The 13808-nt window shown below is 61.1% G+C and carries 7 protein-coding genes and 1 tRNA gene; 1 reads left to right on the plus strand and 7 read right to left on the minus strand.

Annotated features, from left to right (window positions below; all coding sequences use genetic code 11):
* Positions 1-200 precede the first annotated feature (200 nt).
* Together AB3X10_RS13145 and AB3X10_RS13150 are read right to left on the minus strand one after the other, a co-directional pair.
* On the minus strand, positions 201-4805 hold the full coding sequence (locus AB3X10_RS13145) for an RHS repeat-associated core domain-containing protein (protein WP_369975509.1): 4605 nt from the start codon (positions 4803-4805) through the stop codon (positions 201-203).
* A gap of 258 nt (positions 4806-5063) precedes the next feature.
* Entirely contained in the window at positions 5064-5468 is a 405-nt protein-coding gene (locus tag AB3X10_RS13150) for an H-NS family nucleoid-associated regulatory protein (RefSeq protein ID WP_369975510.1), read from the minus strand.
* A gap of 754 nt (positions 5469-6222) precedes the next feature.
* On the opposite strand from AB3X10_RS13150, the gene AB3X10_RS13155 reads away from it, so the two are divergent.
* The gene (locus tag AB3X10_RS13155; RefSeq protein WP_369975511.1) at positions 6223-7215 is read left to right on the plus strand and encodes a hypothetical protein; all 993 of its coding nucleotides are present in this window, start codon (positions 6223-6225) and stop codon (positions 7213-7215) included.
* Between the two features lie 369 nt (positions 7216-7584).
* Here the strand turns inward: AB3X10_RS13155 and AB3X10_RS13160 are convergent, their stop codons facing one another.
* The 5 genes from AB3X10_RS13160 to alaS form a co-directional block, all read right to left on the minus strand.
* Positions 7585-8619 carry a hypothetical protein gene (locus tag AB3X10_RS13160; protein ID WP_369975512.1) on the minus strand — a complete coding sequence of 345 codons (1035 nt, stop codon included), beginning with the start codon at positions 8617-8619 and terminating at the stop codon, positions 7585-7587.
* A 389-nt stretch (positions 8620-9008) separates the two neighbouring features.
* Positions 9009-10472: a DUF6538 domain-containing protein gene (locus AB3X10_RS13165; RefSeq protein ID WP_369975513.1), complete on the minus strand. Its 1464-nt coding sequence runs from the start codon at positions 10470-10472 to the stop codon at positions 9009-9011.
* A 69-nt stretch (positions 10473-10541) separates the two neighbouring features.
* A tRNA-Ser gene (locus AB3X10_RS13170) sits at positions 10542-10634 on the minus strand.
* A gap of 81 nt (positions 10635-10715) precedes the next feature.
* Positions 10716-10928, minus strand: a complete 213-nt coding sequence (gene csrA, locus AB3X10_RS13175) for a carbon storage regulator CsrA (RefSeq protein WP_145700275.1) — start codon at positions 10926-10928, stop codon at positions 10716-10718.
* A gap of 135 nt (positions 10929-11063) precedes the next feature.
* Positions 11064-13712, minus strand: a complete 2649-nt coding sequence (gene alaS / locus AB3X10_RS13180) for an alanine--tRNA ligase (protein WP_369975515.1) — start codon at positions 13710-13712, stop codon at positions 11064-11066.
* Between the last annotated feature and the right edge of the window lie 96 nt (positions 13713-13808).

Here is a 13808-nt window from a genome sequence, read left to right on the forward strand (position 1 = left end):
AACATAATTCCCAAACAAATATGACGCAAGTGCTGCAACATCGACAAAAGCGATGATGCACAATAAACCAATGACCGGCCTGTAGACCCTAAATCCCGCAAAATACTCTACAGCCCAACAAAGCAAAAGACTAATATACGCAAAGATGAATATTAAAAAACCTGATATAAGATTTTTATCAGACCTTATTCTTCTCCAGTCTATTTTGTGCACCATAGTATCCTTGTCTCACATTGTTGAAGTCCGCCGGAAACCTGAGATCCTATGCCGGCGTTAATCCCAGCCGAGACGCTTCCATCACGCGCCATCTCAACGGACCCTTTAGCTCCCGCACCCTCCATCGCCCCCACTTGCAGCTGCATTGACTTACTTCTGCCTTCTGATAAACCACCAGTACCACAGGAAACCCCCGCAGTACCACCTAGGCCGCCAATGAAACCACCTGCCACTGGAGAAGTCCCGCAGCCTTTCACATACAAACACATTTTTCCAGTCGTATCGACGACAAATCCCCCTTCACCACCGCCTCCCACTGCGAAATTACCGTAAGAAATTCCCAAGCCGGCCTGTAAGTTAAAATCACCCTTATACCCATGCTCCTGGGATTCACGCCACCTATCTCTCTGCTCACCTGGGGGAAAAGACCACCAGCCTGGTGCTTCCAGTCCGTAAAAATCTGCCGAATAGATAGGATTCAGATTGACATAAGCATACGTGCTAATGCCACCACCCAGGCCCAATGGATCACTCTGCCCATATCGCCCACTGCCCGTATCGTAGTCCCGGAAATAGTTCTGATTGAGCCCCGTCGCACTATCGTAGCGCTGCCCTGGGAAGCGCATCCCGAACACGAACGCCGTCCCATCGCGATCCGCATCCTGGTCGGGGGGCGTGTTGCCGAAGGCCTCGCCCTTGATGTCCCAGGTCCAGATCGCCACATCGCGCACCGGGTCGATGACCGTCCGCGGCGCACCCAGATGGTCAGGCTGCACATAGTTCAAGGCAGTGCCGACCAGCACGCCCACCGGCAGGTCGTCGAGCCAGATGGCTTGCTGGAGCGCCTTGCCGTTGCTGTCGTAGTCGCCCAGCCAGTGGCCGGCTTCGTCGTAGAGCGTGTAGGTGTTGGTCGTGCCGAGGAAGCGGCGCACCTGTTCGCCGCGGTCGTTGTAGCGATACTCCATCGCCAGCGTGCCGCTGCGCTTGGCCTGGCTCAGGCGTCCGGTCGCGTCGTAGGCGAACTCGCGTGCCGTGCCGTCGATGGCCGTGGTGTTGCCCGCGGCGTCGTAGCTGCGCGCGGCGCCGGCCACGCTCGCCAGGCGATGGCTGTCGGTCGGGTAGCCGTAGGTCTGGGTGCTGCCGTTGACTTGGGCGCTGAGCCGGTTGCCGGTGGCGTCGTAGCTGTAGCCGTCGATCACCGTGCCGGTCGGACCATCCTTGAAGGCGGTCAGGCGGCTGAGGGTGTCGTAGCCCAGGCTGACCACGGGCGCTGTATTGCCCGGCGCAGTCAGCGCTGTGAGGTTGCCGACCGGGTCGAAGGCGAAGCCGATGTTGAGGCCGTCGCTGCGGCTGTCCTGGATCGCCAGCGGGCGGTAGTCCTGGTCGAGCACGCGCTGCAGCGGCCGGCCGTTGCCGTAGGACCAGCCGGCGCTGGGGCCGAACGGGTAATAGGTGGCGCCGCCGAGTAGCTTCTGCCTGGTGCCGCCTGCGACCGTGACGCCCACTTCCGTCGCCTGCCCCAGCGCGTTGCGCACGTAGTCCACTACCGCGCCGTCCGGATACGTCACCCGGCTCAGGCGGCCGCCCTTGGTGTAGGCGTAGCGCAGCGCGAACGCCTTGCCGTTGGTGGTCTGCACCTTGCGCACGACGCGTCCGAACCGGTCATAGCAATACTGGGTCGTGCCACTGCCGTCCTGCAGCTTGCTCAAGCGCCCCAGCGCAAATGTTTCCCCGGCCGCGCACACGTTCTGGCTGGCATCGTAGGTGTAGGTCGCGATCAGCGCCTTGTCGGCGTAGGTCGCCTTGGCCAGGCGGCCGAGCACGTCGAAGACGTAGTTGGTCTTGGTGCCGCGCGCGTCGGTCTGGGTCGCGAGGTTACCGGCGCTGTTGTAGGTGTAGCTGGTCACGCCGGTGTCGGGGCTGGTCAGTTTCAGCACGTCGCCAAACCCGTTGTATTGGTAGCTCGTTGCCAGGCCCTTGGGGTCCGTAACCTTGGTGGTGCGGTCCAGCGCGTCGTAGTCGAACTGGGTCTTCGCAGCGATGCCGCCGACATCCTGCTGGGTCTGCTTGACCCGGTCCAGCGGGTCGTAGTCGGTCTGCGTCTTCCGCTTGAGTGCGTCGGTGACCAACTGCACGTTGCCGTTGAGGTCGTAGCTGAAGTCGGTGGGATCGGCCTCGGCGGTGGCCTGGGTCGCCAGCTGGCCGAGCTTGTTGTAGATCCGCGACAGCGTGTGCTTGAGCGTGCCGGACGCGTCCTTGGTGTCTTCCTTGGCCCGGTTGCCGGAGGCGTCCAGCGTGTAGTGGATGCTGTTGCCGGCGCCATCGGTGACGTCGGTCAGGCGGTGCGCGGCGTCGTAGCCGTAGGTGACGACCGTGCCGTCCGGATCGGTGACCTTGCTGACGTTGCCGACCGCATCGTAGGCGACGAGCGTGGCCTGGTCCTGGTCCGACGGCGTGCCGTCGGCATTCGCGCGCAACGTGCTCGATGCCGCCCAGCCGCGCGGGGTGTAGGCGAGGTCGCGGATCAGGCCATTGGCGTCCTGGGTGCGCGTCGGGCGGCCGTTGCGGTCGTAGGCCACATAGGTGGTGGCGCGGCCCAGCGCATCGACCACTTGATACAGGTCCCCGGCGCGATGGCAGGCGCCGCCGGCATTGGCGCAGCCGGATTCGTCGGCGGTCAGGTAGTAGCGGTAGGTGGTGGTATCGGCCACGTCGGTGCGCGGGCCGTCCTGGCTCAGCACCAGGCCGATCTGCGGGCACTGCGTGCCATCGACGGTATCGCAGTAACTGGTGAGCCACTGGCGCACGCCGGCCGGCGCCTTGGCCGCGCTGCCGCAGCTGTAGCTCATGGCCGCGGACACGGCTGGATCCACCTGGCAACGCGCCGTTTGCTGGCCGCGTGCGTTGTAGGCCCCGGCCGACTTGGCGGCCGTGGCGCCAGCGGCGTCGAGCACGATGCGGGTCAGCGGCACGCGCAGACTGGCGTTCCAGGTGGTGTTGGTCGTGCGTTGCTGCGCGGTGCCGGATGCATCGATCTGCTGGGTCAGCAGGCCGCCCGCCGCATAGGTCGTCTTGGTGACCGTGCCCTTGAAGTCGGTCACCGACGCCGGGTAGCCGCTGGCATCGTAGGTCAGCGACTTCCACGGCTGGTTGCATTGTTCGCCGCACGCCGTGCCAGCGCCGGTTGGCCTTAAAGCACCGTAACCACTATCGGTATAGCTCAGGTAGACCTGGGTTCCCAGTGGGGACGTCACCGTCGCCGGAATGCCCCAGTTGGAGGTGGATGCGGAATACGCCACCTGCGTCGTATCGACATTGCCGGCGAAGCTGGAGGAAATCGCTTTGCCATTGCTGGCATAGCCGGTGCTTTCGAAGCGCACGCCCTTCTCGTCGACGACGCCGGTCAGCGCGGTCGGCAGGTTCGCATTCGAGGTGAGCGACGGCTCGTTATATACGTATTGGCGCGTCTTGCCGTCCGGATACTGCACGGAGGTCAGGTTGCCGGTGCTGTCATAGCCGTAGGTCAGCGTGCCGCCATCGGGCAAGGTGACCGTGCTCAGACGATTGTTGCTGTCGTAGGCGAAGCCCAGCGAGCGGCCGCCGGCGTCGGTGACTTGCTGCAGCAGGTTGGGCGGGGTCTTGGTGCCGGACACCACCGGCGGATCGCTGTAAGTCAGCGTCAAGACCGTTTGGCCCATGCGATCGAAGACCGAGCGCAACAATCCCGCGGCGTCGTAGATCTCCGTCTGTTGGGTGGCGGCAACTACCAGGGAGTAACCGAGCAACACACCAGCGCCGTCGCGGCGCTCGGTCAACGTGTCGGCAATGTCCGGGTCGGGCGCCCACACGCCGTTGCTGGGACGAAACCGCTCTACACCACCATCGGGACGCTGGACATCGATCCGGCTTCCACCGTTTGCTACACCTGAGATCATCAGGTCTAGCCTGCGCTCGAAAGAGTGACGCCACTGGTTACCCAGCGTCACAGCGGTCACGAAGGTCTTGCTGTTGTAGAAGCGGCGCAGGGTCAGCCAAGTCGGCGAGTCGTAGTCGGTGTCCTGGCGGAACATGTTGCCGGTAGCGGTGTTGATCGGATCGCCTTCAAAGGCACTTCCCCGATGCGCACCGCCTTGCTTCAGCGCGGCATTGCCACTGCTGCCATGCGGGCCGGTGTTGTCGCCGGCCTGACCCAGCCCACCAGTGCACATGGTGTTGCAGCTGCCGGTGTTCTTGACCGGTTGACCCTGGCCTGAAATTTTGTCGTTGGCGTAGACATTGCCCCACCAATACCCGTTGCGATACACCTTTGCAGCGGTATAGCCGTCGCTATAAGACGCGGTGAATACAGGTGGATCGACACATCCGTTGGGCCCCGAATCGCACAGCCGCATGGCGCCATCGATGATGAACTGGATTGCAGCGCTTACGGTCGGAAACGACTGCGAACCGCTGGTGGAATCAGATGTATAAGGCGGGCCGTATTGCGTCTGTGGCGCCGCATAGGTCAGCGGCGAAACCAGCACGCCGGCAAGCAGCAACAGGCAGGCCACGCCGATACGGCGGCAGAGGCGAACGTGGGGGTTCGACATAGCGTCATCCTTGAGCTTCGATTGAGTTGTGGTGCCGGCAGCCGCAGCATCCAGCTCCTTGGCGGCGCCAATCTTAACGGTCTTTGTTGCAAATTCTGAGACAGGCGTAGGATTTTTTAGCCTGTGAGATCCCCGCCTGACGACCAAGCGCCAAGCGGCCCTGCATCGACCTACTCGGCGTTGCCTTGCCCACGCTGACGAGTTCAGGGGCGGTCCGAGGATCCCAATCCATCGGACACCCCATATCCACGTTGCTGATCAGCCCGGATACTTCGGAAACTTCTCGTCCGGGTGACTGGCCTTCCACTGCTTGTAGGCAGCGGTGCCCTCCCATGCCGTGAAGGCGCGCGGGGGACGACCCCGGCCGCTCCAGGTCTCGTGGGTATGAGGCAACCAATACTTGGGGGCGACTTCCTTCTTGGCCTGGGTCGGAGCAGCCTTGCGGCCACGGCCTGGGCTGCTGGCGCCAATGGCCACCGCCAGCTCGGCCTTCTGCTTCGGGGTGAAGTAGTCGCTGTATTGGCTCAGCAGGCTCGTTATTTCCGCGACAGCGGCGGCGGCCTGTTCTTGGCGAAGAGCCTGCTCCTGCTCTTCAAGCTTGCGGAGTTCCTCTTCGATCTTGGCCTTGGCAGAGGTGATCGACTCCAGGGTTTTCTTACTCATTCAGCGCATCGCCTGTTAGGAACATGGGTCTTATCCCGGAGGCCAAGAGTTTAAAGGAGTTGGCCATCAGCCCTCCATAGGCACGCTGACGGCCGTCTAGTGGTTCAGCACCCAAACCCTATGGGGCGCCGAAACAGGAGTCCAACTTCTTCCGTGAGCTCGGAAGTCTTGACCGATAAGGCGCCTTGATGATTGCTATCAAGCCTAACGTCGACGGCAGGACAGCACATAAGTCAGCGGCATCGCTCCCCATCTATACGCCTAACAGCCGAGCCGGGAAGCGGCCTAGCCTATTCAAACGCAGGGCCAGCTAGGAAACCAGGGCGGCGCTGAATTCTGCTGAGCAAGAAGCCCCTCTTTTCTGCTGAGTCGTGGAAATCGGAGTCTGGAGCAGCCAGACGGCCTCGACCACGGAGACCTTTCGCATTTGCTTCGACGGCGCAATGACCTAGGCCGATGCCAGGGCAAGACAGAAGTGCTTAACGGCGCAGCTTTGTGGAAGGGCGATGTCTACAAAAATAGACAGATGGATTAAGAGCTGCAGCTTTCACCAAAAAAGCCGCCGATGATGTGACGGTCGAAGATAAAGACAAAAGCTTCTCTCGCAAGGTCCATGGTCGACGCAGCCACCTTTACGCAATAAATTTTACTAGTTCATCGAACAAAGCGACAAACCTCCTGGAGATAGCGCTCAACAACTTACCATATCAAACACATCCACAAATAAATTATACAAAACAGATGGACGCCAGCAATGACAAAACAAGCAGATGACACCCTACTATCCAAAGCTCTCCAAAACCCAAAGGCAACCAATAGCGTAATTGCGGCATCTGGGGCAATTTTTCTACTGTGCTACGCATTACTAGCAGCAACCAATAAGCCTTTATCAATTTTCAACATTTTCTCCATATCCGAAACAGGAATCAAAGTCGTTGCCATATTCATGAAAGAAGTCGGACTCGCAGCCATGGTGGCGGTCATCATTAACTTCTCGATTGAAGCCTTCAACAGAAAACGGCACGAAAAAGAAAAACGGGATCTCATCGAGACAATCAACTCTGCGCACTCCGATCAACGAGAAGCACAAATAAAGGCAATCAATGAAAAAATATTTCAGACTGTATACGAAAGAAATATACCAAGCAATTTCTTTAAAGCCATCGAGGAGCAGATGCTTAGAAGCAACTTCTTGAGAATGGACAGCATTTACGTTTTACGCCTGGAGCCCTACGACGCGAACAACGCAAAAATAGTATTTAGGCACTCATACAAAATCAAAAACATGAATTCAACAGCCATAACATACCCAATGGCAGTTGGTTTTGACGTAATGAAATCATTAGGCGATGAACACAAAGTAACTAAATTCAAAGCAGGGACCACCGAATTAATCGGAGATGAATTAAACGCCATAAAACAAGACAAAACGGAGATGCACCAGTGGTGGAGCATTAAACTTGATCATCTCGTCGAACCTGAAGATATTATTGACTGCGTAGTGGAGTTCATTCGCATCAGCCCAAGAACAGGCAAAGAGGCTATTTGCAGCATGCTTCCTACTGATAAGATGTCCGTTCAGGTCTATGACAGAGATCGCAGCTTCTCTGTTCGTGCGATGACCCTGCACCCACGCCCTGAGATAGTCAAACAGATCGACGAAGAAGGGGGAATCTATCACTGGGAATTAGATGGAGCACTCTTCCCGGGGCAGGGGTTTCTGATAGATTGGGTGCCGCGCGTTTAGCAGGCAGCATGAAGCTTAGGCTTTGGTCTTCACACCAGGGCTTGACATTTGCTACTAGCCATGAAACGCTTTTGTTACATACCAATGGAGTGAGCAGCCATGAGAGACATCGTCAAAAGCTGACCGGCAGGCCTTTCTTTGCGACTACTGTCACAGAGAAGCAGGTCCAGCCTGACATCTCCAATCCACCACTGGGCCCTAAGGGCCCAGTGTCGTTTCAGGCATTCCATTGATTCTCTTGCCTTTTCATCCAAGATGAATAGAAGGCACCCTCTCACCCGGCGCTGATACTCCAGAAGTGTCGAGCAGTTTTTTGCCAACAGCCCACCCCAACACTGGATGGCAAGCTGCCGCCAATTGCCAGCGAAACTAACGCTCGAACTCAATCGTCAAGGTGTTACCTATGGTGTTCGTTGAGCTCGCCCCAGCGGTCCCATCCGCCACCTTTAATGCCGATAATGTCCAAGTGAATTCACCCGACCAGTCCGTGCTGTAGTTCAAATCAAGGGTGAATCTAGCGCTGTTCAGCATCAGAGCAGGCGCAAGGTTCTTGCTTGGCTGAAAATCGGCCATTAAACCCGGCGTAGCGCCTTTAGGCCCCGTTACTCGCATCACGGCCGGAGTCAGCCCACTTATCTTGGCCGCCCTATCCGCCGCTTGTTTAACTGCCCGAGCAACCGCGCTCATTCCCTCGTCCTCGGCCGCCGCTGCCACCCTCGCCGCTGCCGCCTCCTGTGGAAGGACTGCTGCGTCAAGGACGGCAGTGAGAGCATTGGACAGCTGAAGGTATAGACCATCGTCACCGCTTGTGTATGGAATAGCATGGTCCACATCCGCAGCCGCAGGCATAGGCACCATGACAATTTCGTAAGAGCTTGCGCGTTCATATACCCTGGCATACTTCGCTGAAAGTAGCTTTAATGATGCTCCAGCACCGGCAGTCCGAACCGTGGTCGCTGCAAACCTAAATGTGGCAGACCTAATTCTAAGCGGCCCGATTCTCTTGACCTCTGCGCAGATCTTCGGCGTGCTCGCGCCAGCATCGCACTGGGCATGCGCTCGTGTTAGGAAATCCCTGCAAAGCTCGACCGCCGCTGGTCCGCTAGCATTGTTGCACTCATGGCGAGCCTCTTTGACAAGTTGCGGGCATTTGAGGTCATAATCCACTTGAGCTCGCTTCGTCTCCTCGGCGCACTTGGCGTCCGCGAACTTGTAAGCTTCCCCAGAATCAAATGCCGAATGATTGCCGGACGCGTCGAGTGCCCGTTGCAAAGAAGCAATAACCATCGGCACGCTGGCTGCATTTCTTCCCACATCCACTGGCCCGTTCTTGGTATTAAAGAGCGTGCAACCGGATAAAAGACCGAGCGCAATCGCGGCAACAATAGCCTTAATTCCTTTCATGGCATTCCCCTGATGGTGCCACCGTGGCACAGAGATAAGGTAGCTACACTTAACCCGGCCTGCTATAAGCTGCGCGCAGCATTCCGACCAACGGCGAATTAACCTTGGCCGGCGCACGGCTCTCCCAACTACTGCCGAGGTGCACAACTACTAGGGATCCCTCCTTCCCTCCGCTGCTGCTGCTGAATTGATTCGCAAATGGAAGGCGGCCGACTACCGCAGTGCGACTACGCTCCGCCCGCCTTAGCCTTCATCTACACGGACCCGCGAAGCGTTGGTCGAAAAATTTGCATGGGAAGAGCAGTGGCGGCGCAACCATAACTCCAAGCAACTTACGGGGCCGTCGGGAGCCAAATCTCGTGCTTCGCTACAATAAGTCAACCCTGAGTTTAACGATCCCCGAGAGAATTACAGTCCACCACCCACACCAGCGCCGGATGACAAGCCTTGGCCAGCATCCTTGGACTGAACTCCGTCTCATACGCATGGGCATGCTCCTGCCGGTCCGACAGCTCATGCCCGGTGTATTCCTCCCGCATCTCCCGGTGGACCCCAGCCGCCTTCAGCGCGCCGATGACGGTGTCCCGAAAGCTGTGGTGCCCCACCCTGCCGCCACCGCGCGCCTTGATGCCCAGCTTCACCAGGTAGCGTGAGAAGGCGTGTTGGGTGCGACCAGCTGGGCCGTTCTTGGCGTCGAAGCTGAGCTCGGGGAAGAGCTTGGTCTCGCCAGCGGCCTTGAGCCGCTCCACGCGCTCCCACAAGCCCAGCTTGATGAGGTCCGGGTGCACGGGTGTCTTCCGATCGCTGGCATCGGTCTTGAGGCTCTTGTCCTCGCCCATCCAGGTGAAGTGGAAGATGGGGATGCCGTCTTCCTCTCGGCAGTCCTCCAGTTCCAGCCTAGCCACCTCATTGGAGCGCGCGCCGGTGTAGAGCAGGATGAGCGGGAGCCACCGCGCCGCGTCGCCCTTCAGCTGCTTGAAGTTCTCCGGGTCGAAGATGCGCTTGACCTGATCCGGGGTGAAGGCCTGCGAGCCATGGCTCTTCGCCCGCTGCTTCTTCAGCTGCTTGGGCACGGAGGCGTGCCCGGAAGCCGGGTTGTCGCCCTGCGGGTAGTGCCCGGCCGTCTGCGCCCACTTGATGAAATCCGCGCAGGCCGAGAAACGGTTGGTGATGTAGGTGATGACCCGCTTCTGCGCGGTCTCGTGCAGGAACCACTCTGAGAAGTCGGTCCGCGTCAGTTCCTTCAACATCACCGACTGCTTGCCTTTGCCCTTGCGCTGGCTCGCCACGAAGGCTTCCAGGTCCTTCAGGGCCCGGGTTTTCTGAACGATGGTCTTGGCGGTGTTCTTGCCCTGGATGCTGACCAGATACTTGTCGCGCGCATCTGCGAGGGTCAGGCCGACAGGGCGAGCCTCACCGATGGGCTTGACGACCCTGCGCGGCGGGAACGGTGTAGACGACGGCACGGGCACCGCGTGCTGCTCCGCCAGCTTCTGGAACAACGACAAGTCGTTCTGGTCGTTGATCTCCACCTGCCCGAACGAGGCCCCGCCCGGCAGCTTCACGTCCTTGAGGATCAGCTCCAGGGACGACGTGCCCTCCAGGCTCCTCAAGAGCTCATCCAGCTCCGATCCCATGCTGCCGTTCCTGATGGCTGCGAAGGCTCGAGCATAGCGCTGCTGCATCAGCAACGCGTAGCCAAGCGCCGCGCGATCGCACGTCGTGCCGGTGCTGCGCTTGACGACCTTGCGCCCGAAGCGCGCCTGCAGATCCGCAGGAATGCGCAAACGAACGTAGTAGCGGCCGGTCTCGCCGCGCGTGAGGTAGTGCGCTACTCGCATGGAAGTGTCCAAGCGAGTGTCCAAGGTGGTGAAAAAGAAAAACGCCCGCAAATCGTTGATTTGCGGGCGTTTCCTTGACACTGGCGGAGTGAGAGGGATTCGAACCCTCGATAGAGCTTTTGACCCTATACTCCCTTAGCAGGGGAGCCCCTTCAGCCGCTCGGGCATCACTCCGGATCTAGACGCTGCGGATATTCCGCGACCGGGCGCGAAGGATACCGGTTTGTAGGGTCTCAGGTAAACCCTTTCCGCGCATCAATCGGAAGATTGGTCGCCGTGACCGCCACCGTGCGAGGTGGGCTCGTCGCCGCGCTGGATGCGCTGGTAGATTTCTTCGCGGTGCACCGCGACGTCCTTGGGTGCGGTGATGCCGATGCGCACTTGATTGCCCTTGACCCCAAGCACCGTCACGGTGACCGAATCGCCGATCATCAAGGTTTCGCCTACCCGGCGAGTCAGGATCAACATTTTTAAAATTCTCCAGGGAACCGGTGATTCCCACCGGTACGGCGTCCCGGCACGGGGCGCCCCATAACGAAAGGGAAAAGAAGATCGATGTTAAGGGAAGCCGCGCCCTGCCAGCAAGGCGGTGCGACTTCGTGTTCAGGGGAGATGTTGCTTGACCCAGGCAGACACGCCTTCAAGCGCAAGGGCAAGGGCGGGCCCGTCCTCGCCACCACCCTGGGCGAGGTCCGGGCGGCCGCCGCCCTTGCCCGAGATCTGACCGGCGATATGGCTCAACAGTTCCCCGGCCTTGACCCGGCCCGTTGGGCTTCCGTTCACCCCGGCGACCAGGGCCGCCTTGCCCTCGCTGGCCCCGGCCAGCACGATCACGCTGTCGCCCAACTGCTGCTTCAGGCGGTCCATCGCCTCGCGCAAGGCCTTGGCGTCGAAGCCTTCCAGGCGCACCGCGAGTACCTTCACCCCGGCCACCTCGACCGCCGCGGCGGCCAGGTCGGCGGTGGCGCCGGAGGCCAGCTTGGCCTTCAGCGCCTCCAGTTCGCGTTCCAGGCGCTTGTGCTTGTCGCCCAGCTGGCGGATCTTGTCGACCACGTCGCTGGCGCTGCCGCCGACCAGCTCGGCCGCCTCGCGCAGCTTGGCCTCTTCGGCCGCCACATGGTCCAGGGCGCCCTGCCCGGTCACCGCCTCGATGCGGCGCACGCCGGCGGACACGCCGCCCTCGCTGGTGATCTTGAACAGGCCGATATCGCCGGTACGCGACACATGCGTGCCGCCGCACAGTTCGGTGGAATAGTCGCCCATCTTCAGCACGCGCACGCGTTCGCCGTATTTCTCGCCGAACAGCGCCATCGCGCCGAAATCCAGCGCTTCCTGCATGCCCATGTGGTGCACTTCGACCGCATGGTTGGCGCGCACCTGCGCGTTGACCTTGCGCTCGACCACGGCAAGCTCTTCGGCGCTCAGCGGCTGGAAGTGCGAGAAGTCGAAGCGCAGCCGGTCCGGCGCGACCAGCGAGCCCTTCTGCTGCACATGGGTGCCGAGCACCTCGCGCAGCGCGGCATGCAGCAGGTGCGTGGCGGAATGGTTGAGGATGGTGGCGCCGCGGCGGGCGCTGTCGACCTGCGCCGACAGCGTGGCGCCGACCTGCAGGCGGCCGCTGCGCAGGCGGCCGACATGGCCGTGGAACTGGCCGGCGAACTTCTGCGTCTCCTCGACCTCGAACAGCACGCCGTCCGCGCCCAGCTGGCCCAGGTCGCCGACCTGGCCGCCGGATTCGGCGTAGAACGGCGTGCGATCGAGCAGCACGATCGCCGCATCGCCGGTCTCGATCGACTCGACCGGGCGTCCGTCGCGCAACAGCGCGACCACCTTCAGGCCATCGGCCTGCAGCGCGTCGTAGCCGAGGAACACCGTGGGAACGAGCTGCGCCACCAGGTCGGCCGGCAACGTGGTGCCGCCACCGAACTTGCCGGCCGCGCGCGCGGTCTCGCGCTGGCGCTCCATCGCGCTTTCGAAGCCGGCCATGTCCACGTCCATGCCGCGCTCGCGGGCGATGTCCGCGGTGAGATCCACCGGGAAGCCATAGGTGTCGTACAGGCGGAACGCGTCGGCGCCGGGGATCGTGCCGCTGGCGCGGCCGGCGATCTCGTCGAAGATCTTCATGCCGGCGTCGAGGGTCTCGGCAAAGCGCTCCTCTTCGGCCTGCAACGCGCGTTGCACGGTGGACAGCGCGGCCGGCAGTTCCGGATAGGCCTCGCCCATCAGCCCGGACAGGGTGGCCGCCATCTTGTGGAAGAACGGCTGGCGCACGCCGAGCATCCAGCCATGGCGCAGGGCGCGGCGGATGATCCGGCGCAGCACGTAGCCGCGGCCTTCGTTGGACGGCAGCACGCCGTCGACGATCAGGAACGCGCAGGCGCGGATATGGTCGGCGATCACGCGCAGCGACTTGTTCTCCAGGTCGGCCATGCCGGTCAGCTCGGAGGCGTGGCGGATCAGGGTCTGGAACAGGTCGATCTCGTAGTTGCTGTGCACGTGCTGCAGGATCGCGGCCAGGCGCTCCAGGCCCATGCCGGTATCCACGCACGGCGCCGGCAATGGCACCAGGGTGCCGTCGGGCTGCCGGTCGAACTGCATGAACACCAGGTTCCAGATCTCGATGAAGCGGTCGCCGTCCTCGTCCGGCGAGCCCGGGGGGCCGCCGGCGATATGTGCGCCGTGGTCGTAGAAGATCTCGGTGCACGGGCCGCAGGGACCGGTGTCGGCCATCTGCCAGAAGTTGTCCGAGGCGTACGGCGCGCCCTTGTTGTCGCCGATGCGCACGATCCGCTCCGGCGGCACCCCGATCATGTCGCGCCACAGTTCGTAGGCCTGCTCGTCGGTGTGGTAGACGGTGACCAGCAGGCGCTCCGCAGGCAGCTTCCAGACCTGGGTCAACAGTTCCCAGGCCCAGGCGATCGCCTCTTTCTTGAAGTAGTCGCCGAACGACCAGTTCCCCAGCATCTCGAAGAAGGTGTGATGGCGGGCGGTATAGCCGACCGAATCCAGGTCGTTGTGCTTGCCGCCGGCGCGCAGGCAGCGCTGCACGTCGGCCGCACGCACGTAGCTGCGCTTCTCGGCACCCAGGAACACGTCCTTGAACTGCACCATGCCGGAATTGGTGAACAGCAGCGTCGGATCGTTGCCCGGCACCAGCGGCGCCGACGGAACGATGGTATGGCCCTTCCCGTTGAAGAACTCGAGGAAGTCGCTGCGGATCTGGGAGGTGGAGAATTTGGCGGGTGCGTTCATGGGCTGGCTATAGACGAGCGGACGGATTTCCGGGCGTACCCCCTCAAGATGAGGGCGTGCGGAAACCGGACAAGACAATCCGCCAAGGTTAGCAGG

The sequence above is a fragment of the Xanthomonas sp. DAR 80977 genome, from assembly GCF_041240605.1.
GTDB classification, from domain to species: Bacteria; Pseudomonadota; Gammaproteobacteria; order Xanthomonadales; family Xanthomonadaceae; genus Xanthomonas_A; species Xanthomonas_A bundabergensis.